Source organism: Sphingobacterium sp. FBM7-1, from assembly GCF_020687765.1.
GTDB lineage: Bacteria > Bacteroidota > Bacteroidia > Sphingobacteriales > Sphingobacteriaceae > Sphingobacterium.
Genome location: NZ_JAJEWJ010000003.1, coordinates 291,608 through 314,562, shown reverse-complemented (window position 1 = coordinate 314,562; position 22,955 = coordinate 291,608). Strand labels below are relative to the sequence as shown.

The following is a 22,955-nucleotide window of genomic DNA, read 5'->3' as shown; positions in this document are numbered from 1 at the left end:
TATTCATCAATTTTGAAATGAATCACAGTCCAGAAATAAATTGAACGAACCTGAGATGTTGTGATTAGGAAAATGTATGAATGGGTAATTGTTTTTACAATACTCCCCGTGACATATAAATACTTTTTGTCGGTACTACGCTTTCCATAGCCTTTGGATTTTCTTGCTGCTTTTCGACTTGTTCTGTAGACTTTTCTATTGGTTCCGGAGTGATAGATAACTGTATTTTCCGCTCAATTGCCGCCAACTCCGTTTTGAGTTCGCTAAGTCGGTTTTCTTTTGTCCACGTACCATTGATTACTTCCTTAAGTATTGGAATGTTTTTTTGGAAATCTGCCATATTCTCCTGTTCTTTTCTGATATAGGTGGGCAGCTTTTCCAATGCTTTAATAAAATTTAGTGAAGCTGTTTCGGGATCTTTTGCCATTACACCATTGTTGAATGTATATTTGATAGTACCCTCACCTTGAATAAAAAAACGGTTTACACGAATATCCACCCCCTCTTTTTGCGACATTTCCGTTTTTACCAAAAGTTGAAAGCCGTACAGATTACCGATTTCTTCATAATCCCCGCCCGTTCGGGATTTGTCGGCAAGCTGATTGAGCTTTGCACCGATTTGTTTTATATCCGCATTGGGCGATAAACCGTCTAATTTAATAAGGTTGGCAACGGAACCGTCAGTGTTTTTTTGGATACGTCCCTGCAAATTATTCCAATCAAGGCTCATACGGTCATAGCGGGATTGGGCTTTTCCAAGTTCTGCCTCATAATCTTCCAGTTTGTACTTGGCACTTGATTTTGAACGGTTGAACGATTGCCTTTCGCTTTCCAATCCGGCAATCTGTTTCTCTATTTTAGCTTTGTCCAAAAGGTCGGCATTGCCCATAAGGATAGCTACATATTCCGAGAAATTCATACCCGACTTTTCATCCATACCACCTTCGTCAATCGTCCGTTTACCAAGATTGTTGGATTTTAATTGGTCAATAAATAGCTGTTTGTTGTGCAGCAGGTTGAACTTATAACTATCCAGCGATTTTTCAACGGCATAGATGATTACATCCACTTTATTGTCGTTAAAATGCTTGGCAATCTCATTGCCTTTGCGGATAGCCCTACCGTCCCTTTGCGCAAGGTCGGACGGTCGCCACGGCGTATCTAAATGATGTACGGCAACGGCTCTTTTCTGTGCGTTAACACCTGTACCCAGCATACTCGTAGAACCGAAAAGGACACGGATTTTGCCCTCGTTCATTCCTTTGATTAGCTCTTTTCGTTGCTTGTCATTCTTCGCTTCCTGTATAAAGCGGATTTCGTGTGCAGGTATGTCGTGGTCTTCCACGAGCTTACGTTTGATTTCGGAGTAGATATTCCACTGATTTGGCTTGTATGTTCCCAAATCCGAGAAGATGAACTGCGTGCCTTTCTGTGCATTGAATTTATTGTAATATTTAGCAATATTATCTGCACAATGGGAAGCTTTGTTATCGGCGTGGTCTTGGTAATGGGGGTTTACCATTCGCATATCCAAAGACATCTTTCGGGCGTAGTCCGTAGCGATAAGCATTTTTGCTTTTTCTTCTTTTTTAGATAGCGGTTCTCTGCCAAGTAATTCCCCTTTGCCTGATTTGGCAAACTCCATCAGCTTTTCAATAAACTTCTCCTGGTCTGGAGTTGGAGGTATGTTGTAAAATATCTCGTTCTTTTCGGGACGGTCTATTCCAATCATTTCGGCGGTACGGTAATCCGTGATTTCGGAGTAGAATTGAGCGAGTTCCGGCACTTTGATAAAGTAGCGGAAACGCTCTTTTGCCACGATATTATTGGCGACCGAAAACTCATAATCGGTTGTTTTCTTTGCGTAGATTGCCGCCCACGCATCAAAGGAATTAATTTCTTGTTTTTCCAATGCTCGAGGTCGCAGGTATTTGAACAACAGGTACAGTTCCGTCAATGAATTGCTAATGGTGGTACCCGAAAGAAAAGTTGCACCCATATCCGCATTGGTTCGTTCTTGAATGGTGTGGATAGCAAAAAGCAGGTTCATTGCCTTTTGGCTTCCCTGTTGATTGCCCAATCCCGCAACTCTCGAATGCCGTGTGTTGAACATCAGATTTTTGAATTGGTGGCTTTCGTCCACAAACAAGTGGTCAATACCCATCATCTTGAAATCCACTATGTCATCTTTGCGGTTTTCAATATCGTGCGCGAGGGTTTTAAGCTTTACTTCGAGGTTTTCTTTTTGTTTTTCCGCTCCGGCAAGCATCCCCCTGGTTATTTCATTGCCTTGGCTCCGTAGGAAGTCAAGGTTTTGTTCTACACTGTCCAGTTCGATTTGGAGAATTTCCTTTTGTATTTCGGGCGATTGGGGTATCATTCCGAATTGATCATGTGTGAGTATTACGCAATCCCAATCGTTGTTTTTAATATCACCGAAAATCCGTAACCGCTTTTGGGGGGTAAAATCATCAATGCCCGGATAAAGTATTTTGGCGTGAGGATAGGCGGTGCGGTAGGCTTCGGCAATTTCAGGTATATTCGCTTTCAGCCCGATAATCATCGGTTTGTGGACCAGTCCCAAACGCTTCATTTCCTGTGCACCCGTGCACATTATCAACGTCTTTCCGGCACCTACTTCATGGTCGCAGATAGCACCGTTGTTGAGCTTTATCATCCAGACTGCATCCTTTTGGCTTGAATACAGTTCTTCAATACCCAATGCTTTTCGGTCCAATCCCGGAAACTCCTGATGGGAGCCGTCGTAGTTCGGTCGGACAAAACAGTTGAACGTGTCGTTGTATTGGTCAGTCAGCCTTGTCTTGAACTCATCGCTTTGGGCGTGGAGCCAATCGGTAAAGGAGGTTCGAATTTCGTCAATCTTGCTATTCGCCATCTGTATGGCTTCCATATCCCGTACCTTGACATCCTTTCCGTCAACCTGTACCGTTTTGGAAACATCAGGCGTGGTATTGACAAGGGCGTGTTTGAGCAGGGCAATCCCGTCATACGTCCGGCTTTGGCCTTTGACCGCATATTTATCCCATATATGGACGTTTTTCTGTTTGCAGGTAACGGAAAAATCATCGGCACTGTCCGAATAGTGGATTTTTACATCTGCATCGAACAGGTGCGAAGCAAATCGGGCGTAGATGCCTGTGGGTATCCAGCGTTCGCCCAGATTAAAATCGAGTTCCTCAAATTCAATACGTCTTGGTCGGGCTTCTTCCAAAACGGCAAGGCTTTCTTTGGCTTCTGTATCAGCGGAATTGTTTTCGATGTAGGTTCTGACCTCTTGGGCTTTCTCCACCACGTTGCCCGCAATCCAGCGTTCGGCTATTTCGTATTCCCTTTGGAGTGGATTGTAATAAATACGACCTCGGAGGGCTTCTTTCAGGGTATCGGCAGGCATACCACTGGTTTTGGACATATAGTCCAAATCCACGCTACCGTATTGGTTCAGCGAAGCCGCTAACGCTTCATCGGGATTGTCCGTTGCTATGGTTACGGTAGAAAAACTTACAGGACGACTGAATATATCTGCCTTGTGTACGACGCCACCGACAACACGCTCCAAATAGGGCATTTCTTTGCCTACACTGTCTGTTTTGATGAGCTTGATATTGTCCGCACTGTTGAGATTTCCGTACCTTTTGACAAAAGCATCGTATAAGCGGTTAAGGTTTTCCCTTTCTTCCTTGTGTTCTGAATGTTTCTCGGCTTCTTTTTGGTAGAGGTCGATATAGGTATCACGAACTTGGATATATGCTTCGGCTCTTGCTTTTTGCAAAGACGGTAACTGCAACGGGTGGAATATTGCCCTTGCATCACTTTTATCCACTTCCTGCAAATAGCCGACCCAACCGTTATCTACGACAAGGCAATCGTTACGGTGAAACTGTTGGAGTTCGTCACTGTACGGAGCAGGTTCGGGAATGGTGTTAATGGCAATGTTGGGAACGGCTGGCGTGTCCGCTTGGCCATTCCCATTTACCTGTGAAAACAAATCGCCAATGACTTCCTGTTTTTTGCCGTTTATTTGAGTTGTTCCGTTCGTAGTTCCGTTAGGTTTTGGCGGTGTATAAGATTGTCGCATTGCACCACCGAACAGGTCGGTTTGGCGACCTATTGTACCTCGTCTTTTTTTAGCGGTCTGTCTTTTGGCTTGCGAGGTTCTTTTGGGTGGAGCAACCACCATTACAGGTTCGCCCGGATTTTCAAACAGGTCAAAAATGCTCAACTGTTTCAGTTCCTGTGGGCTTTCCAGACGGATTTCGGATTGTGGCTTTTGGGGAATGATTACAGGGGCTACATCTACGACCGGAGGTGTAACCTTTGGTGTTCGTGTAACAGGAATTTGTACCAATGGCTCATCGTTCCGTTCGCCTTTGTATAAGTTCAAGTCCAAACGGTTTCCAAAATCTTCAGAAAGCATTTGCTTCAAATCTTTGGCAATGCCCTCAGCTCCGTCTTTATGTGTATAAATGATCGCAGGTTGTCCGAAGGGGTCGGTATCAATTTTACGGTCGGTATGTATGACCCTCGTACCATTCTGAAAGAAAGCATTGCTTGGCGTACCGTATTTGGTCTGTTTACTTTGGCAAAACAGTTCTTCCGTTTCGGTCAGATTTTGTTTTGCTGTATTTTTTTGCAGGATTATCAAATCGCTTCCGACCTCCGTACCTGCATATTCCGTAAACAGGTTGTTGGGCAACCGGACAACCGAAACCAAATTGTTGTTTTCCATTAACGCCCTGCGTATCGGTTCATTCTTTGGGCTGTTTAAAACGCCTTGCGAAGTAATGAAAGCCTGTAAACCACCCTCACGGAGCATATCATTTCCTTTCAGAAAGAAGTAATTGTGTATGCTTCGTGAAGCCTGTACTTTTGCATTGTCCTTGCTTCGAGAAAAGGATAAATCGAATACGGAAGTATCGCCAAACGGGATATTGCTTGCAACTACATCATAGCTGTTTTGTTCCTTTTCGGGAATTTCCTCAAAACCGCTTACACGGATATTACTTTCGGGATAAAGATGCTTTAATATTTTGCCCGTCAGCAAGTCCTTTTCATAGGCGGTAATTTTTTTTGGCTGTTGATTTTCTGAAAAGGATTGTATAAACGAGCCGATACCTGCGGACGGTTCTAAAAATTTCTGAATATTTACACCACTTTCACGTAAGGTTTCAGAAATCGCATCAATGACCTGTAGAGGCGTATAAAAAGCCGTCAGTACGGAGCTTTTCATACTGTTCACATATCGGCGGTACTGTTTTTCGTCTTCGGAATTTTCTTTGAGCAGTTGGTGGAGTTCCTGCATAATGGGGAATAAATCGTGTTCGGTTTTCCGCCAATTATTGATGTCTGTTTCGCTGGCTATGGGGTTCAACACGAATTTAAGACCGCCAAATCCGCTGTATTGCATCATTGACAGTCTTTCGCCTGCGGTGGCTTGTCGTTTCTCCTTTTCCAATGTAAAAGCAATCCGCAGGGCATCTATATTCTGCCTAAGATGTTGCTTTTTACTGAAACCCATTTTCCTCTATCCATATTGCGATTGCTCCGGTCAGCTCGGTGTAGAGCAGGTCAAACTCATAACCGTAGGCAAAATCATCGGTTAGCTCATATCTTGCAAAAACAGGGGCACAGACAGGGAACATTTTAAGGGCGAACGGTCGCAGTTCTTCGTCTGCCATCAGGGTATCAAACTCATTGCACACCACTTGAAAAATGGTATCGAACTTGGAGAAATGCAGACCTTCAAAGAGGATGTAATTGGCTATTTCATCACATTGCTCAATAGCGTTGCCGGATCGGAATGCTCCCTCATAGGCATTGGCAGCCCACGAGGAACGTTGCTCAATAAATTTTTGGTCGTGTGCCTTTTCGGGAAAGCTACTGTTTAGTAGTTCCTGCAACCGTAATCTGAAATAAGATAGGTCTTTTTGCTGTGTATTCATACTATAATTTTGTTTAGAATTTTACTGAAAGCCTAAAATTATAGCGGTAGATAAGAGCCTTTGCAGATGTGGCAGGGTTTGACGTTGAGTGGCGGGATTTGGCTATTTGTGAGAGGTAATTGAAGTGAAGATTTGAAAAAAAATAAAGTATGAACAGTTGTTTTTTAAAAATTTCTTGTGGGATTAAAATCTATATCGTAATATTGCGATATTAAATAACGGAATAATGGGCGCAAGCAAAACAGACCATTTCACAGAAGAACAAAACCAAATTGCGATAGTCGCAAAAGCGTTGGGGCATCCTGCAAGAATTGCTATTATAGAATATCTATTAAAAGTAAATGCGTGTATATGTAATGATATAGTGGATGAATTACCATTGGCGCAATCTACTATTTCACAGCATTTAAAAGAATTGAAAAATGCAGGGTTGATAAAGGGAGAGATTGAGGGTAATTCTATTTGTTACTGTATTAATGAAACGACTTTTAATGTCTTGAAAGAGTATTTTTCAAGAATTATCTTTACTGTAACCAATCAAAAATGTTGTTAATCGTATGGAAATAGCTTTTATAATTTCAATAGTATTACTCATAGCCTATTCATTATTGGCATTGTTTGACGGTGTATTTCTACATTTATACAAATACCGTTTGTATGAGCATAAGGAAAGCAAATTTGAACATCTTACGCATACCGTCAGAGCCGTTCTGTTTACAGGCATTCTCATAGCACTGTTTATAAACATAGAAGATAACAGGTGGTTTTTATTGGGTATTGCACTGGTAGTCGCCGATATTATCACATTGGTTATTGATGCTTATGTAGAGAAAGACAGCCGTTCATTTATGGGAGGCTTACCACGTTGGGAATATATTATACACCTATTGGTAAACGGTTTTCATTTCGCAAGTATAGCAGTATTCTTAGTGGTTAAAATAAACCTTGACAGTAATGGAATTACATTAGCCAACAACTTTCAGCAGGTAGAGAGCTTTCATACCTTTAGAGCCATAGCTGTAAACCTGTTGTTCGGAGCGGTTTTAATAAGCCTGTTACATATCTTGGTTTACTTTCCAAAATTCAACTTCTATTTCAATAAGTTGAAACTTAAATGTTGCTAATTTTTTTGCTCAAAACAATCGTAATATTACGATACAATATACAATAATAAATATAAAAACAATGAAACTATCAGAAATCAAAAACATCTTACCAACATTAGACAATGTTGAATTTCAATTAGAAAATGGAACTTTTGTTCCTGAACACTTCCACGTTACAGAAGTAGGTGTAATTACCAAACACTTTATTGATTGTGGCGGAACAATTAGAAACGAGCAAGTAGTCAACTTCCAATTATGGAATGCCAATGATTTTGAACACAGATTAAAACCAACTAAGCTGTTAAACATCATCAAACTATCCGAAGAGAAATTAGGTATTGAAGATGCCGAAATAGAGGTAGAATATCAATCGGAAACAATAGGAAAATACGACTTGGATTTTAATGGAAAAACATTCGTGTTAAGCAATAAAACCACGGCATGTTTGGCTCAGGATGCTTGCGGTGTCCCTGTACAAAAGCAGAAAGTCAATGTGAGTGGAACGCAAACTTCTTCTTGTTGCTCTCCAAATAGTGGTGGTTGTTAATATCTTAAATTCCGAATATGAATGTTTTTATCGTCTATGCACATCCTGAACCGAAGTCCTTAAATGCGGAGCTTAAAAATATAGCAATCAGCTACCTACAAGGTTTAGGACATGATGTTATTGTCTCCGATTTGTATGATATGAAATGGAAAGCAGTTGCTGATAGTAACGATTTTCAAAATTATACTCATGGTGAGCGACTTTCTTATATGACTAACTCGCTTGAAGCATTTCAAGGTGGTACGCAATCACCGGATATTGCGGAAGAACAGGAAAAGCTACTTTGGGCTGACATTATAATATTCCAATTCCCCTTTTGGTGGTTCGGAATGCCAGCAATTCTTAAAGGATGGATTGACAGGGTTTATGCCTGTGGATTTGCTTATGGAACAGGGAAATATGGGGGGAAGCATTGGGGAAATCGCTATGGGGATGGTACACTTAAAGGAAAAAAAGCCATGTTGTCCATAACCATCGGTGGTAGAGAACCCCAGTATCAAGAAACGGGAATAAATGGGCATATTGATGATTTATTGTTCCCTATACATCATGGTATGTTATGGTATCTCGGAATTAGTGTACTCCCACCACATATAATCTATCAGGTTCATGGTTTAACAGAGGAACGATTTAATAAGGAAGTTACGGCTTTTGAACATACGCTCGCAACCTTGGAAAATACACCTGTATTACCATATAGATACCAAAACAGTGGAGATTATAATGATGAACAGCAACTAAAGAAGCATTTAATTAATGGTAAGTCTGGTCTTTCCATACATCTTAAATAATAAACAAAATGAGCAAAAACAGTATTTATTTAGAGATACAAAGTGTTATTAACGCTTTGGAGCCAAAGGATATTTCATATAAAAGAAAAGAGATACTTCAGCCTTTGGTCGACTTTATTCAAACCAAAGTCGCTAACCAACAATCAGTACAGATTAACTTTATTTGTACACATAACTCCCGAAGAAGCCATTTAGCCCAAATATGGGCACAGGTAGCAATTGCATACTTTAATATTCCGAATATACATTGTTATTCGGGTGGCACGGAAGAAACAGCTTTATTTCCTAAAGTAGCAGAAACACTATCAAATCAAGGGTTTAATATTTTCAAAATTTCCGAAAGCAATAACCCTATATATGCCATAAAGTATGATGATAATGCTTTGCCTGTAATCGGTTTTTCTAAAAAATATGATAGCCCATTCAATCCTGTATCAGAGTTCATAGCTATTATGACCTGTTCGCAGGCAGACGGTGGATGCCCTTTTATAGCAGGAGCGGAAAAAAGAATACCTATCACATTTGAAGACCCGAAAATTTCAGACGGCACAACAGAGCAATCAAAGGTATATGCAGAAAGAAGTTTGCAGATAGCTACCGAAATGTTCTATGTTTTTTCAATGATTAAAAAATAACCGATGCAACCAAAATTAAAATTTCTTGACCGCTATCTTACCTTATGGATATTCCTTGCAATGGCGTTAGGTGTGGGCTTGGGCTATTTCTTCCCCAATATTTCCAATGTAACAGACAGCTTGTCCATAGGTACTACCAATATTCCGTTGGCAATCGGACTGATTTTAATGATGTATCCGCCATTGGCAAAAGTTGATTATTCGCTACTGCCCAAAGCATTTAAGGATAAAAAGGTAATCGGAATATCCTTATTGTTGAATTGGGTAATTGGTACAGTGCTGATGTTCGGGTTAGCCGTTCTGTTTTTAAGGAACGAACCCGATTATATGGCAGGGTTGATTTTGATAGGATTGGCAAGATGTATCGCAATGGTTATCGTATGGAGTGATTTGGCAAAAGCCAACAGAGAATATACGGCATTATTGGTAGCGTTAAACAGTATTTTTCAGATATTGAGTTATAGTTTTTTGGTTTGGCTTTTCATCAACGTATTACCAAATAAATTAGGATTAGCCAATTTTAATGTAAGCGTTTCGATGAAAGATGTAACCGAAAGCGTTTTGATATATTTAGGAATTCCTTTTTTGGCAGGTTTCGTGAGCCGATACGTTCTTATAAAATCAAAAGGCATAGAATGGTATAACAGAACATTCGTACCCAAAATATCGCCCATTACTTTGTATGCTTTATTGTTTACCATTGTGCTGATGTTCAGTCTGAAAGGCGACAAGATATTGGAGTTGCCAATGGATGTGATAAAGATAGCAATACCGCTAATCATATATTTTGTACTGATGTTTTTCGTGAGCTTCTTTATAAGTAAATCATTGAACGTCCCTTACGACAAAAACTTATCAATCGCATTTACAGCCACAGGAAACAATTTTGAATTGGCAATAGCCGTAGCAATAGCTGTTTTCGGTATTCATTCGCCACAAGCATTTGTGGGCGTTATCGGACCATTGGTTGAAGTTCCTGTATTGATACTGTTGGTAAGAGCAAGTTTGTGGTTAAAGAAGAAATATTACTAAAGACTAAAAGAAAAGCCTCTGAAAATTCAGAGGCTTAATTGTTATTGAGGAGTTGGAGCATTCTGCCGATTTCTATATCCATTCGGGAAAAGGCAAACCATTTTTTACCCAAATCTTTAAGCGAAGCCCCGATATGGTACAATTCCGTTCGGTCGATTATCAAAAATCGGTCGTGGGCATCGGGAAAAGTTTCAATTTCAATCGGGGGATATTGGCTGTTGTAGCGTTGCAAGTCCAGCAGTAGCTGATTGCTGATAGCTTTGGTGTAGATTTTTGCAGTTACATTATCCTTACGTTTGCCCAGCAAGGTCAGCACCGTATCATCAGCATAATTGTCCAGCAGGATAATGGAGCTTTCGGCACTTCGGATAATATCGGAAACAAAAGTATAGGCATCAAAAATTTGTCCGTTGTAGAAGATACCCTTTTCGCTGTGGAGCTTATCGCTTTCCAAAGCCTTAAAGATTTCCTCAATCTTTTGGTCGGTTTCTAATTGCCTTATCTCAATCTTATCCAGCCTATGAAACAGAGAGGCATTACTGATTAGCATTCTCCGCATTTCTACAAATGCGTCCATTATCTCGATACTAACCCTAACAGCGACATCTGAACGAAGTACAGCCGATAGCATCGCTATTCCTTGTTCGGTAAAAACGTAGGGCAGATAACGTCTTCCGCCTCGCCCTACGTTTGAGGTTCCAATTTGGAACCTCAAAAAATCGCTTTCCTCATCGGTCAGTTGAAAGCAGAATTTATCGGGAAACCGCTCAATATTCCGTTTTACGGCTTTGTTCAGAATTTTGGTTTCAACGTGGTATAACGTAGCAAGGTCACTGTCTAACATAACCTGTTTGCCTCGTATGGTATAAATCAGATTTCTGATTTCTTTGGGTACAATAGTAGGTTTATTTTCCATTGCGTTTATTGCTTTTCTTCTTCTCAAATTCAAAGGAGCTTTCAGCATTCTCTTTCAGTATGATATAAGCATCGAATTTCTTTCCGGCTTTGCTTGTCATTCCTTTAATCAGAGAAGTTTTACCCTTATTGACAAGGTTGGTAATATCAGCTATGCTGATATGCACTCCGCACACGTTACGGAACTGTACCCAATTACAATGTTCATCAGGGCATTTGACAATCTTATCACGGATAATAAGTTGCTGGCTTTTGCATTTCGGGCAAACCAATTTTGGCAGGTTGTTTTGGGCTATGGAAGTTTGTAATAGTTCATCGGTAATGGATTTAGCATAGGTTTCCATTTCTCTTTGAAATACCCTTGCATCAATCTCGTTATTCTCGATTTTCTGTAAAGCCAATTCCCATTCGGCAGTCATAGCCACGTCTGCAATTTTGCGTTCTTTTACCAATCCATATACCTGCAATCCTTTCTCCGTTGGGATTAAGGATTTCTTTTCCCGTTGGATATAATTACGAGTAAATAGGGTTTCGATTATCGCAGCTCTTGTCGCAGGCGTACCGATACCGATATTTTGCAGGGCTTTCCGTTCGTCCTCGTTTTGGATTTCCTTTCCGGCATTTTCCATTGCCGACAATAGTCCGGCTTCGGTAAACAGTACAGGAGGCTTGGTTTTCTTTTCTAAAACGGAGGCTTCCTGAATTTTCAGCTCATCGCCCATTTTCAATTCAGGCAAATCCTGTATTGGTTCGGTATCTTCGTCCGAGAAATTGCCTTTTATGGAACGCCAGCCAGCCTCTAATATCTTACAGCCTTTCAGCGTAAAATCGTAGTGTGATACTTCCAATGCTATATCGGTTACTTCTTTTACACAGGCTTGTGAAATGGCTTCGAGCAGTCGAAAGGCAATCATATTATAAACTTTTGTTTCGTCCGCATTAAGGGCAGACGGTATCTTGTCGGTAATCAGCAATCCGTGGTGGTCTGTTACACGCAAATCGTTTACAATTCGCTTATTGAACCGACCCCACTTCAATTTGGATAGGGCTTGCTTGAAACTATCGTTGTCCTGCAATGCTCTCACAAGGTTGGGGATTTCTGTCCACATATCTTCGGGTATGTATTTACTTCCGGTACGTGGGTAGGTAATAAATTTCTTTTCGTACAAACTTTGAGCGATATTGAGCGTTTGTTCGGCGGATAGGTTCAGCTTTTTATTGGCTTCTTTCTGTAAGCCCGTAAGGTCAAAAAGCAAGGGCGGTTGTTCCGTTACATTCTTGCTTTCCACAGATGCCACCGTAGCAGTACCGTGTCTTTGAATGGAACGCAATGTATCTTCTGCGAGCTTTTGTTCGTCCCATTTCTTTTTGGATATGCTTTTGAAATCAATATCCTCTTTGCGGTGCAATAGCTGAATTTGCCAATATTTCTTGACCGAGAAATTTTTGTTGTCCAAATAGCGTTTGCAAATCAAAGCCAATGTAGGCGTTTGCACTCTGCCCAGCGAATAAATACCGTTGCCTGCGGCTATGCTCAACGCTTGTGTGGCGTTGATGCCCACGAGCCAATCGGCACGGCTTCTGCCTTGTGCAGCCTGAAATAAGCCGTCAAATTCTTTACCGTCTTTCAGGCTGTCAAACCCTTGCTTGATTGCTTTTTCAGTAAGCGAGCTTATCCAAAGCCGCTGAAAGGGCTTACGGCATTTCAGATATTCATAAATGTACCGAAAGATAAGTTCACCCTCACGACCTGCATCGGTAGCTACGATAATACTGTTGCTTTTATGGAATAGCTCCTTGATGACTTTCAGTTGCTTTAATGCTCCAGTATCGGCTGTATAACCTTTGTCTTTTTTGACCTTACGAACAGTCAAAATAAACGGATTCGGGAGTATCGGCAAGGAAGCCTTGTCAAATCCCGAAATCCCATAATCTTCGGGCATTCCCAAACCGATAAGGTGTCCGAATGCCCACGTAACGAAATAGCCATTGCCCATTAGATAACCGTCCTTTTTTTCGGAAGCACCCAACAAGCCGGCTATTTCCCTTGCTACGCTTGGTTTTTCTGCGATAATTGTTTTCATACCTAACTCACTTTCCTACCCTTTGATTTTGCAGGCGCTTTGGGTTTGTTCTGTTGCTCCTGTTGCTTTTCGTTTTTTGGTCTTTGCTGCCCTTTTTGTAGAGGCTCTTTGATATTCTTGGTCGCTTCGTTGGTCTTGCCCTCGGAATTGACGGCAGTCTGCGTTTTATGGGCTTCTGTAGGTTTTATCCGTTCCTTGTATTGGTTGGGAAACTCAAAGTTGGTTTTTCCTGTTTCCTTGTTGAATGTGATATAGCCGTTATAAGTTTGCCCTTTCTTATCGACCAAATTCGGAATGTAAACCGTTTGACCGTCTTTGAACTTGTTGTATTGTTCATCCTCCAGTTCCTTTCCCCTAAAGGTTTTCGGGGCTTCCTGCGACCTGCTTTGCTGATTGTCCTGTTGGCTGTTTTGGGTTTGCCTGTTATTGTTGCTTCGGTCAAACAGAAATTCCACATACCGTTTATCCGCATTGAACTGTACGTTTGCATCAAAGGGAGTACCTTTTGTAGAAATCATTCCCTCAATGAACAGGGCTTTGCCCTCCATTAAGGTTTGTTTTTGTTCGTCATTTAGTTTTATACCTTTAACCTCATCGGGGATTTTGATGAAATCTGTTTTCAAAGCAATCAGCTCATTGGTAAGCCGGTCCACACTGATGATGGACGGCATCAATTCGCCTGTTTTGGAGTTTATCAGATCGACCACACGCCCCATATTGCCTGTTTGACGTAAGTTCTGTTTGTCCTCGTCCGAGAACTTGTGTCCGAAAAACTCAAAGTTTAAGTTGGGTTCACGCCTGATACCGTGTACCGCTGCCACAACGTCCCCCTCCGGGGTGGACTGTAAAGACAAGCGGGCATCTGTACGGACGACCGCACCGCCAAGATTAACGCTTATAGGTACAAGCTCATTGGTCTTGTAACCCCTCAATAGTGGGTCAAGGAGGTTCTTTTTCTCAAGGTATTCCTTGCTTAATCCGAGATTGTTCATTGTTTCCCAATCAATCTGTTCCGGCTGGAAGCGGTACTCGCTTGTTTCCGGGGTTGTCTCTGTTTTTGCCATATCATTTTTATTTTCTTGTTTTTGCTCTTGTTCGGGTTCATTTTTCACTTCATGCTTTTCCATTTTCTTTTTGCCTTCGGCAGTTGGATTGTTTATCTGATTCTGAAATTCTTTTGCTTTCTCTACGGCTTCGTCAGCCGAAACTTTGAAAAGAGCAAATTTGGTAGGGTCTTTTAACTGCCTCCAAAAATTGGAAAGGAAATTGGTCACGAAATCACCGTGTTTATCCACCCGCATGAACTCGCTTTGGTTCTTCTTCGTAGGGTCAACCGTTTCCATTTTTCCGCTTTTGTCAATACTTTTTACAGCTTGGATTTTCATTTTTTCTTTATCCAGCACTAAAAGTATATCCGATAACTGTTCGGAAGCAACCTGTTGGTTTTCTGTTTCTTTTTCTTCACTCATAATCTGAAAAGTTTAAAGTTTTATTGCCGAAAGTAAATGAAGCAGTTACTGCATCGCCCGAAGTGGCAGTCAAAGGCAGTATTTGGCACGCATTGGCGTTTTACTTGTTAAAACTCTCCCTGATAAACTGGTGCACATCGGATAGCTTGTAATACAGTTTTCCGCTAATGGTATAGTAAGGTAGTTTACCTATGGAGCGGTAGCGTTGCAGGGAACGGTTACTGATTTTCAACATTTGCAGCAGGTCCTGGTTATCGAGCAGTTCTTCTCCGTCTATGCTATTGCGTTTCTTTTTTAAATCGTCAATATTGTCGCCCAACATATCAAACCTGTCCATGATGCGTTCCATCCACGCTATAAATTCCATTCTGTCAATATTCATAGTCGATAAGTTTTAATGTTCACCATGCAAAATTGGGAAGCGTGGCAGTGTTTATCAGCCAAGCCCTGCCAATTGGTTTGGCTGTTTTTTGAAAATTTTTGCAATTGGGAGAAACCCTTGTTTGGTAGGGCTTAAAAAGAATTTCGAGTATTTAGGAGATGGTTTATACCATCATTTGCCAATTGACATACATTGGCTTATGGTATAAACAAAAAAGCAGTACACAACAATGCACTGCCCTGAACAAAAGACCTGCATTGGGTTAAAGGTCTTTATCCATATATTCTTCCAATGAAGTTTTAAGCTGGTCCAAGAATGCCGTTCGGGAACCGCTTCGGGTTTTCATTCTGTGGAATGCGTGGTGCAGGTCACCGAGCGTAATGCCAAAAAGTATCTGGAACATCAAACTGATTTTTCGGACACCGGTTTTACCGTGCGAAACTGCTGCCGAAGCATACAGGGCATATATCAATTCGACAAGTGCGTTTTTGCTTTCTGTCCAAAAAATATCTTTGGCGTTTTCCGGCTTTTGTAAAATAGCATCGGGATTTTCATCTGGATTGATTTTCGTCAGCAGATAGGTATAAAGCAATTCGTTGGCGATAATCCTTGCGGTCTTGTAATCGTAGAAAGTAGAAAATTCGGGATCAATTTCAAAGACGATACTGTTCAGACCGTCGTGGTAATTTATGTTGCCTCTTTTGAAATAGGTGTCGTCACGGTCCGTACGCCCCGAACGATAGTACCTATAAAAATCTGAATTGCAGATATGCTCAATGTACTCTCTTTTAAGATTGGCTAATTGAGTCGAAAAGTAACTGTAATACATTTTGCCGTTGCTGACCGGACAGGTCGTTTCAATCCGGTAAATTTTATTGTAGTAGATGAGTTTTCCAAGTATTTGGGGTTTGATGGTTCGGAAGAATTTTATTTCTTCCCCATCATTTTGAAAGCCCTTTTTAGCAATATATTTCTTGACCTCAAATAACAGGTCTTGTAGATACAAGGTCATTTCATAAGCCTCATCAATCAACCTTTTGCTCTGTGATAAAATCTTATCTTCCTTATTGTGTATCTCTAAAATAATGGTGTGTAAAGAATGCTGCATAGCCCATAATTTTTGTGATCAATACCGAATTTCAAATTCAGTTTATCCCTAATTAATACACAAACATCATTATATTAAGTGATACCTTTACCCAAGTTCACCCCACCTGTGGGAAGATTTTTGCCATAAATCTCACCCAACTGTGGAGATTATTTTATAAATATTCAGTATGAATGACTTTGAAAAGCCCCTTTAGTAAACGCAAATTTAACGGATACAAAGAGACTTTAAGTCTGATTGCTTTATTATATAACTTTGAACCTTGTTAATCTTTTTATTTGAAAAAATGAGCCAGAAAAATCGCTTTAGTGATTTTGAGGTTTAAATCAAAAATCACCAAATTGTATTGCTCAATCAAATTAAATGATTAAATTTGCAACATCGAATCACAAATTATATGTGAGTTAAACGGTGAGTAGTTCTTTTTAAAGAAAGTCAACATATTGACATATAGATATTTGAGTGTGCGCAGATTCGTCCTGCCACCCCGACAAAAAAGCTCGACAGTAGTCGGGCTTTTTTTGTTCGTGGCAGGTTCGAGCCGTGGTTCGATCCGCAGGAGCTTTAGGGATGAGTTTGGGGTAGTGGGGCTAAAGCAATCCTGCCACCCCGACAAAAGCCACTGATAATCAGTGGCTTTTTCTATTTTCGGACATATTTCGGACATTTTTCCGTCAATTTAGCTTAAACTTTACTATCAGTTCTGATGTTTAATCATTGGTAACATATGTTACAAAAGAATGAGTGATAAATCAGTAACTTCGTAAACAAATTATAAATTTATGGAAGAATTATTTTACAAAACATATGGTGGTATTTTTGAAGAAGAGCTTTTGGAAGAGATTATTCAAGTATCTAAAGCTATCGATTTCAAAGAAGGGGATGTATTGATTGATTATAATCAATACATCAAGATGATGCCACTTTTATTGTCAGGTGCAGTCAAAGTTATGCGTGAGGATTATGATAGTGGTGAATTATTACTTTATTACTTAGAGCGAGGGGATACCTGTGCGATGTCTATGACCTGTTGTTTAGGGGAGAAGCAAAGTGAAATACGTGCTATAGGTGAAGTTCCAGGTGTTATATTAATGATTCCTGTTCAGAAGATGTCAGAATGGATCGGAAAATATAAGAGTTGGATGTCCTTCGTTTTTGAAAGTTATAATAACCGATTTAATGAATTATTAAATGCTGTAGATACAATAGCGTTTATGGATATGAATGACCGTTTGTTAAATTATCTTTTCGAAAAAAGTAAAATTGAAAATAATACAATTGTGTATAAAACCCATCAAGATATAGCGAAAGAATTGAATACTTCGCGCGTAGTAGTATCTAGATTGCTAAAAGCTCTAGAGACAGAAGGGCGTATCAAGCTCAACCGAAATAGTATTGAGATACTTGTCAAATAAATAGAAGGCTTTACAAATAACGTAAAGCCTTTTCTAATGTAACAAATGTAACTGATAGGGTAAAAATACTTCAGGATTTTTGTAGAAAATTAATTCATTATGGAAATGATATTGTCACCATGGCCTTGGTATGTAAGTGGGCCACTTATAGCAATCACGATGTTTGTATTGCTTTATTTAGGTAAGAACTTTGGGATGTCATCCAACTTACGTACGATGTGTACGATGTGCGGAGCGGGTAAAACGTCATCATTCTTTAAATTCGATTGGCGTAGCCAAAAGTGGAATCTCCTGATGGTAGTAGGTGCTATGATTGGTGGCTTTATAGCTTCTAATTATTTGGGAGCGGGTCAATCTCCGGATTTGAATCCTAAAACAATTACACAGCTTGAAGCAATGGGCATTCAAAGTGCAGGTAAAGATTATGTCCCTATTGAGTTTTTTGGAAATGAAGCTTTTAGTGACCCTAAAGTGTTAGTGTTATTAATTGTGGGAGGTCTTCTTGTCGGTTTCGGTGCGCGTTATGCTGGAGGTTGTACTTCAGGTCACTCGATATCAGGAATTAGTAATTTGCAATTGCCTTCTTTGATAGCGACAATCGGTTTCTTCGTGGGTGGTATCATCATGATTCACCTTATTTTCCCACTTTTATTCTAATCTAACACATGAGAAATATAGTTTTTTTACTAGTAGGTGTATTCTTCGGGATACTGATGTTTAAGTCTGAAGCTGCTTCTTGGTTCAGAATCTACGAAATGTTCAATTTTCAATCTTTACACATGTTTGGTCTAATGGGAACAGCCTTGGCGACTGGCGTGATTTTGGTTCAAATCATTAAAAGAAAGAAAGTAACGGATATAGATAATAAAGCAATTGTAATTGCAGATAAGGACAAATCGATTACTCGCTATTTAGTAGGCGGTACGATATTTGGATTAGGCTGGGCTTTAGCAGGCGCATGTCCAGGACCTATTTTTGTATTAACAGGAGCAGGTTATTTACCAATGTTAGTTGTATTGGGGAGTGCTTTGGTGGGAACATGGATTTATGGTTTGTTAAAGGATAAACTTCCTCATTAATAGTTTTATTAGTAGCATTTAATACAAGCGAATTATGAAAATAATTCGCTTTTTTGTTTAATTTAATTTTTACAAAACGTGGTAGATTTGAATAATGTGTGGTCATTTTCACAATCTGATAATCTCTTATTTTTCAATAAACTATATTTGAGCTTAATCTAAAACAACCGTGAAAAAAGCTCATTTATTATTTTTCTTTCTATTCAGTTTTATTTATGCTTCAGCTCAAGATATTACCTTGGTAGGAACGATCAAAGAATCTGTTTCAAAAGAACGTATTGCACATACTAGTATTTCATTATTTGATGAAAACAGAAAATTAATCGCTGGAGCGATGAGTAATACTACTGGTGAATTTGAAATAAAGAAATTAAAAGTGGGTACTTATTCTTTAAACATTAAGTTCATTGGTTTCGCGCAAAAGGATACATTAATTCACCTGTTAAAAAATGGTAAACATAATTTGGGTGATATATATATCGTTGCAGGACCCCAAGAAATTGGTGAGGTAAATGTAACAGCATCCAATTCGGTACAACAACATCAAAGTGATCGACAAGTTTATCAAGCGAACCAATACAAAACTGCCGTAGGAGGCACGGCATTGGATATCGTTAAAAATTTACCTTCCATTACGCTAGATGGAAACGGCGAAATTTTGGTTAGAGGTAATAAAGGCTTGATTGTGCTGATCAATGGCACGCCGACACTCCTAGATGCGCAGACTATCTTGACTCAAATAGCTGCTAATGATGTAAAAGAGGTAGAATTTATAAGCAGTCCTCGTGCGCAATATGACCCTGAGGGTAAAGGAGGTATGATTAATATTAAAACAAGTAAACCTTCGAGTGATGGTTTTGCTTGGTTGATGAATCTTCAATATGGTTTGCCGAGTGTCGACGATTATGATAATGTAGAAAGACAGAAGCGCTTTGGTTCGGACGTATCCTTCCAATACAAAATGAATAAACTAGATATTCAAGGTTCACTTAATTATTTGCGCAATGATAATGCGGGTTTTCGTGATGGCGATGTGTATACAATTATAGGTGATAAAAAGACCATGTTTCCCTCCCAAGGTGAACGTAGTTTTAATAAATATAACTATGGTGCTCGTCTCAATACGGCGTACCAACTGACCGAAAATCAAAAGATACAATTTGGTCTTTTGGCGTCTAAGAAATTTCAAGACCGCGTGGCAGACATTTATTACGATAATCAATCTATCTCCACAGTGGATGGTTCTACCATTCATAGACTGCAATACTTCAATCCAAATTTGCAGAACAAACAGGGGAAGTTTTATTTAATGGATTTGAGTTATCAATTGGCCTTGAATAAAAAACACAGCCTAGACTTTGGTGTGGTGTATGAGCATGCAGATATTTATGGATCGACCAATAATGGTAACATCGAAAATGGAAATGATACCATTCAATGGACTCGTAATACTTACACCAATCCACTAAATGGTGTAAGAGCTTCAGCACAACATCAAGTGAAGTTAACTGATAATTCTGAATTAATTTCAGGCTATCAGATTCGCAAGGATGGGCAGAATGGCGATTTTAAATATAATAATAAAGAATTTGGACAGGGAGATTTTGCAGTCATACCAGAGTTTTCTGGGAAAATGAATGCCAATAATTTAGTTCATGCGTTATTTTCACAGTACAACCGTGCATACACGAATACCAATATTGCTTTTGGACTGCGATACGAATTCTACAAGCGTGATGTGTTGCTGGTTGATACCAAAGAAGAATATCCGTATCAAACGCATCAACTCTATCCGAGTGTCGATATAAAACATAAATTGGATAAAGGTTGGGAAATGAAAATGTCGGCTTCGCGGAGAGTGCAGCGTAATAATAATTTTGAGTTGAATCCTATTCCAGAGCGCGAACACTCGGAAACACTGGAGCGAGGGGACGCTGAATTATTGCCTGAATTTGTGACAAACTTTGAAGCTGGAGTGATCAAAAAGTTTACGCAAGGTTTATTCTTTTCGAATGTGTATTATCAACATACAAAAAACCCGATTCAACGTGTTAATTCAGTGTATGCAGATACCATTTTGCATCGAGTATTTACCAATGCAGATTATGCTAGGCGTTATGGTCTTGAAGTGGGGGGAGAGTGGAAACCTACACCATCCTTAAAACTACTATTTGGCGCAAATACGTATAATTACAAGATAGAAGGTGACGTGTTGGATTATGTAAATACATACAAAAATTCAGATTGGGTGTATTCTTTCAATGCTTCGGGTATTTTGAACTTGCCTCTCCAATGGACTGCTGCGGTAGATGTAAATTATTTGGGTGAAAGACCGACATTACAAGGTGTAGATAGTCGTTTCATCACACCGAATTTTAGTTTGTCAAAATCCTTTTATCAAGGAGCAGTAACAGCACAGGTACAATGGAAAAATATTGAATTGGGTAATTGGGGGGTGAATGAACAACGTATAACGACCTATGCCAATGATTTTTTCACAACAACAAATTATATATACGAAAAGAATATCATTCTGCTGAATTTGAATTTTAATATCAAAAAATTGAATAACATCCTTCGATTACCGAAAAGTGAATTCGGTGAAAAGGAGTTTTAGTTAATAGTTTGTTTAAAAGCTTTGGGAGTATGTCCGGTGTGCTTTTTGAAGTATTTGGAAAAATTTGATTTATCCGAAAATCCAAGTTCATGCGCAATTTCGGTCATACTTTTTTGGGTGTAATAGATAAGTCTTTTCGCTTCTTTGATAAGGTGATTTGCGATGATCTCTGAGGCAGACAGATCAGTGTATTTCTTGCAGGATGCATTCAGATTTTGTGGAGAAGTATTCAGTAAATTGGCGTAGTGCGCCACACTATTAATGATTTTATGTTCATTTATGAGCAAATCCATAAAACTATCGTACAAAGAAAAATTAACACGCAGCTTACTTTCTGTTGGAGAATCGCTTTCGACTGTTTTGGCTAATAAGCTTTTGAAAAGTCCTTCAATGACAATTGGATTCTCTTCTGTTGCAAGTATTTCTAAAATAGTCTTTAAGGTCGTGATATTCTGTAATTCTAGGTGATCAATCTTCGTGACTTTTTCGATTAGTTTTCCTATTTCTAGGTCAAGACTATTCGCAATAAATTCATTTTTTAGAAGGATAACAAACCCTTCGACTGGTGTCGTTAACGTCCATTTATGAACAGCGTTTTTTCGAATTACTAACAAGCAAGGATTTTGAATTTCCCCGATTTTTCCATCAATTTCGTGTGTTCCTGTAGTAGAAAAAAGATATACTAATTCAAGATAACCATTGTGTTTGTGCGCTTTCGTACTGTGTTTTGTGTTGTCAAACGGTAGTATTTTGATAAGCTTGCTAGGTGTAAGTTTGTCTTTAATAAGAATGCTTTTCTTCGCGGTCATTAGGAAATATCTTTCGGCCAAAATAGCAATTATTTAACTAATCAGAAACGTTACTATGTAACAAATGTAACTGTAGGCTTTCTCTCACTTGCTGACCTTTGTATCAACAAATTGAAAAAGTCGTGGAAATAATTGGATATATAGCATCCATCTTGATTGGAGTATTATTAGAGTTGATAGGTGGCGGAGGAAGTATTCTTACCGTACCGGTTTTGGTTTATCTATTTGCGGTATTGCCGGTGACAGCTACAGCTTATTCACTATTTATTGTAGGTGCGACTAGTGTTGTCGGGTCTATCACTTATTTCAAAAAGGGGTTAGTTAATATAAAGACAGCTATCGTATTTGGTATACCATCTATCTTTGCGGTCTTCTTGACACGTAAATATATCTTACCTGCGATTCCAGATAGTTTATTTACACTGGCTGGATTCGAAGTGACTAAAGATATTTTTCTGATGATCCTTTTTGCAGTATTGATGGTCGTGGCGGCTTATGCGATGCTGAAAGGTAAAAAGTCTGATGGTACATACGATGTACAACCACAAAAGTTTAATTACCCGATGATTTTGTTAGAAGGTTCATTTGTCGGGGTGTTAACAGGTCTTGTAGGTGCAGGTGGTGGTTTCTTAATTATCCCCGCTTTGGTCTTGTTTTCTAAGTTGCCGATGAAAGAAGCTGTGGGGACTTCTCTAGTTATTATCGCGGCAAAATCATTAATAGGATTTACAGGTGAATTGGGAAATGCATCATTGGATTGGACGTTTTTACTGACGTTAACCTCATTGTCTATTGTGGGAATATTTTTAGGTTCTTACCTAACAAGATTCATCAATAGTGATAAGTTAAAACCTGCTTTTGGTGTGTTTGTCTTGCTGATGGGTGTCTACATTCTTTTCAAAGAAATCTGGTTTTAACATCGTGTTCCTTGTGTAACAAAAGTTGCTGATAGGCACAGGTACATTATCGAAATTTGTATCAATAAGTAAATAAATAGTAAACAATT

The 22,955-nt window shown here is 39.4% G+C and carries 19 protein-coding genes; 11 read left to right on the top strand and 8 right to left on the bottom strand.

Annotated elements, in window-relative coordinates; all coding sequences use genetic code 11:
* Positions 1 to 94 precede the first annotated feature (94 nt).
* Positions 95 to 5,536, bottom strand: a complete 5,442-nt coding sequence (locus LKO28_RS08125; protein ID WP_227694332.1) for an N-6 DNA methylase — start codon at positions 5,534 to 5,536, stop codon at positions 95 to 97.
* Positions 5,523 to 5,960, bottom strand: coding sequence for a DUF1896 domain-containing protein (locus LKO28_RS08120; protein WP_227694331.1), 438 nt, complete (start codon positions 5,958 to 5,960; stop codon positions 5,523 to 5,525). The genes LKO28_RS08125 and LKO28_RS08120 overlap by 14 nt, the downstream gene beginning before the upstream one ends.
* 226 nt (positions 5,961 to 6,186) lie before the next feature.
* Between LKO28_RS08120 and LKO28_RS08115 the strand changes: the two genes are divergently transcribed.
* The 6 genes from LKO28_RS08115 (at position 6,187) to arsB (ending at position 10,071) form a co-directional block, all read left to right on the top strand.
* Positions 6,187 to 6,513 carry an ArsR/SmtB family transcription factor gene (locus LKO28_RS08115; RefSeq protein ID WP_227694330.1) on the top strand — a complete coding sequence of 109 codons (327 nt, stop codon included), beginning with the start codon at positions 6,187 to 6,189 and terminating at the stop codon, positions 6,511 to 6,513.
* A 4-nt stretch (positions 6,514 to 6,517) separates the two neighbouring features.
* The gene (locus LKO28_RS08110) at positions 6,518 to 7,084 is read left to right on the top strand and encodes a hypothetical protein (RefSeq protein ID WP_227694329.1); all 567 of its coding nucleotides are present in this window, start codon (positions 6,518 to 6,520) and stop codon (positions 7,082 to 7,084) included.
* 61 nt (positions 7,085 to 7,145) lie between these two features.
* Positions 7,146 to 7,613, top strand: coding sequence for a DUF6428 family protein (locus LKO28_RS08105; RefSeq protein WP_227694328.1), 468 nt, complete (start codon positions 7,146 to 7,148; stop codon positions 7,611 to 7,613).
* 17 nt (positions 7,614 to 7,630) lie between these two features.
* A complete protein-coding gene (locus tag LKO28_RS08100; protein ID WP_227694327.1) occupies positions 7,631 to 8,404 on the top strand; it encodes an NAD(P)H-dependent oxidoreductase in 774 nt (257 codons plus the stop codon).
* Between the two features lie 8 nt (positions 8,405 to 8,412).
* Positions 8,413 to 9,039 carry a low molecular weight phosphatase family protein gene (locus tag LKO28_RS08095; protein WP_227694326.1) on the top strand — a complete coding sequence of 209 codons (627 nt, stop codon included), beginning with the start codon at positions 8,413 to 8,415 and terminating at the stop codon, positions 9,037 to 9,039.
* Between the two features lie 3 nt (positions 9,040 to 9,042).
* On the top strand, positions 9,043 to 10,071 hold the full coding sequence (gene arsB, locus LKO28_RS08090; protein ID WP_227694325.1) for an ACR3 family arsenite efflux transporter: 1,029 nt from the start codon (positions 9,043 to 9,045) through the stop codon (positions 10,069 to 10,071).
* Between the two features lie 34 nt (positions 10,072 to 10,105).
* Here arsB and LKO28_RS08085 read toward each other — a convergent pair whose 3' ends face one another.
* The 5 genes from LKO28_RS08085 to LKO28_RS08065 all read right to left on the bottom strand — a co-directional run bounded on the left by LKO28_RS08085 (position 10,106) and on the right by LKO28_RS08065 (position 16,029).
* Complete coding sequence (locus LKO28_RS08085) at positions 10,106 to 10,987, bottom strand: ORF6N domain-containing protein (protein WP_227694324.1); 882 nt, start codon at positions 10,985 to 10,987, stop codon at positions 10,106 to 10,108.
* Positions 10,977 to 13,070 carry a type IA DNA topoisomerase gene (locus tag LKO28_RS08080; protein WP_227694323.1) on the bottom strand — a complete coding sequence of 698 codons (2,094 nt, stop codon included), beginning with the start codon at positions 13,068 to 13,070 and terminating at the stop codon, positions 10,977 to 10,979. The genes LKO28_RS08085 and LKO28_RS08080 overlap by 11 nt, the downstream gene beginning before the upstream one ends.
* A gap of 2 nt (positions 13,071 to 13,072) precedes the next feature.
* Positions 13,073 to 14,539 (bottom strand): DUF3945 domain-containing protein, encoded by a 1,467-nt coding sequence (locus tag LKO28_RS08075; protein ID WP_227694322.1) that lies wholly within the window; start codon positions 14,537 to 14,539, stop codon positions 13,073 to 13,075.
* A 100-nt stretch (positions 14,540 to 14,639) separates the two neighbouring features.
* Complete coding sequence (locus tag LKO28_RS08070) at positions 14,640 to 14,921, bottom strand: helix-turn-helix domain-containing protein (RefSeq protein WP_002993296.1); 282 nt, start codon at positions 14,919 to 14,921, stop codon at positions 14,640 to 14,642.
* Positions 14,922 to 15,183: 262 nt separating this feature from the next.
* Positions 15,184 to 16,029 (bottom strand): RteC domain-containing protein, encoded by an 846-nt coding sequence (locus tag LKO28_RS08065; RefSeq protein WP_002993297.1) that lies wholly within the window; start codon positions 16,027 to 16,029, stop codon positions 15,184 to 15,186.
* A 782-nt stretch (positions 16,030 to 16,811) separates the two neighbouring features.
* Here LKO28_RS08065 and LKO28_RS08060 point away from each other — a divergent pair.
* The 4 genes from LKO28_RS08060 (at position 16,812) to LKO28_RS08045 (ending at position 21,140) form a co-directional block, all read left to right on the top strand.
* On the top strand, positions 16,812 to 17,444 hold the full coding sequence (locus LKO28_RS08060; protein ID WP_159637752.1) for a Crp/Fnr family transcriptional regulator: 633 nt from the start codon (positions 16,812 to 16,814) through the stop codon (positions 17,442 to 17,444).
* A 99-nt stretch (positions 17,445 to 17,543) separates the two neighbouring features.
* Positions 17,544 to 18,101 carry a YeeE/YedE family protein gene (locus tag LKO28_RS08055; protein ID WP_227694321.1) on the top strand — a complete coding sequence of 186 codons (558 nt, stop codon included), beginning with the start codon at positions 17,544 to 17,546 and terminating at the stop codon, positions 18,099 to 18,101.
* Between the two features lie 8 nt (positions 18,102 to 18,109).
* Positions 18,110 to 18,523, top strand: coding sequence for a DUF6691 family protein (locus LKO28_RS08050; protein WP_227694320.1), 414 nt, complete (start codon positions 18,110 to 18,112; stop codon positions 18,521 to 18,523).
* 169 nt (positions 18,524 to 18,692) lie between these two features.
* Positions 18,693 to 21,140, top strand: coding sequence for a TonB-dependent receptor (locus LKO28_RS08045; protein WP_227694319.1), 2,448 nt, complete (start codon positions 18,693 to 18,695; stop codon positions 21,138 to 21,140).
* On the opposite strand, the gene LKO28_RS08040 is transcribed toward LKO28_RS08045, so the two are convergent.
* Entirely contained in the window at positions 21,137 to 21,949 is an 813-nt protein-coding gene (locus tag LKO28_RS08040; protein WP_227694318.1) for an AraC family transcriptional regulator, read from the bottom strand. The genes LKO28_RS08045 and LKO28_RS08040 overlap by 4 nt on opposite strands.
* 122 nt (positions 21,950 to 22,071) lie before the next feature.
* On the opposite strand from LKO28_RS08040, the gene LKO28_RS08035 reads away from it, so the two are divergent.
* A complete protein-coding gene (locus tag LKO28_RS08035; RefSeq protein ID WP_227694317.1) occupies positions 22,072 to 22,866 on the top strand; it encodes a sulfite exporter TauE/SafE family protein in 795 nt (264 codons plus the stop codon).
* Positions 22,867 to 22,955 lie beyond the last annotated feature (89 nt).

Bases quoted from the DNA above. Each gene is read 5' to 3' on its own strand.
- LKO28_RS08125 (WP_227694332.1), bottom strand. From the start codon at position 5,536: ATGGGTTTCAGTAAAAAGCAACATCTTAGGCAGAATATAGATGCCCTG.
- LKO28_RS08120 (WP_227694331.1), bottom strand. From the start codon at position 5,960: ATGAATACACAGCAAAAAGACCTATCTTATTTCAGATTACGGTTGCAG.
- LKO28_RS08115 (WP_227694330.1), top strand. From the start codon at position 6,187: ATGGGCGCAAGCAAAACAGACCATTTCACAGAAGAACAAAACCAAATT.
- LKO28_RS08110 (WP_227694329.1), top strand. From the start codon at position 6,518: ATGGAAATAGCTTTTATAATTTCAATAGTATTACTCATAGCCTATTCA.
- LKO28_RS08105 (WP_227694328.1), top strand. From the start codon at position 7,146: ATGAAACTATCAGAAATCAAAAACATCTTACCAACATTAGACAATGTT.
- LKO28_RS08100 (WP_227694327.1), top strand. From the start codon at position 7,631: ATGAATGTTTTTATCGTCTATGCACATCCTGAACCGAAGTCCTTAAAT.
- LKO28_RS08095 (WP_227694326.1), top strand. From the start codon at position 8,413: ATGAGCAAAAACAGTATTTATTTAGAGATACAAAGTGTTATTAACGCT.
- arsB (WP_227694325.1), top strand. From the start codon at position 9,043: ATGCAACCAAAATTAAAATTTCTTGACCGCTATCTTACCTTATGGATA.
- LKO28_RS08085 (WP_227694324.1), bottom strand. From the start codon at position 10,987: ATGGAAAATAAACCTACTATTGTACCCAAAGAAATCAGAAATCTGATT.
- LKO28_RS08080 (WP_227694323.1), bottom strand. From the start codon at position 13,070: ATGAAAACAATTATCGCAGAAAAACCAAGCGTAGCAAGGGAAATAGCC.
- LKO28_RS08075 (WP_227694322.1), bottom strand. From the start codon at position 14,539: ATGAGTGAAGAAAAAGAAACAGAAAACCAACAGGTTGCTTCCGAACAG.
- LKO28_RS08070 (WP_002993296.1), bottom strand. From the start codon at position 14,921: ATGAATATTGACAGAATGGAATTTATAGCGTGGATGGAACGCATCATG.
- LKO28_RS08065 (WP_002993297.1), bottom strand. From the start codon at position 16,029: ATGCAGCATTCTTTACACACCATTATTTTAGAGATACACAATAAGGAA.
- LKO28_RS08060 (WP_159637752.1), top strand. From the start codon at position 16,812: ATGGAAGAATTATTTTACAAAACATATGGTGGTATTTTTGAAGAAGAG.
- LKO28_RS08055 (WP_227694321.1), top strand. From the start codon at position 17,544: ATGGAAATGATATTGTCACCATGGCCTTGGTATGTAAGTGGGCCACTT.
- LKO28_RS08050 (WP_227694320.1), top strand. From the start codon at position 18,110: ATGAGAAATATAGTTTTTTTACTAGTAGGTGTATTCTTCGGGATACTG.
- LKO28_RS08040 (WP_227694318.1), bottom strand. From the start codon at position 21,949: ATGACCGCGAAGAAAAGCATTCTTATTAAAGACAAACTTACACCTAGC.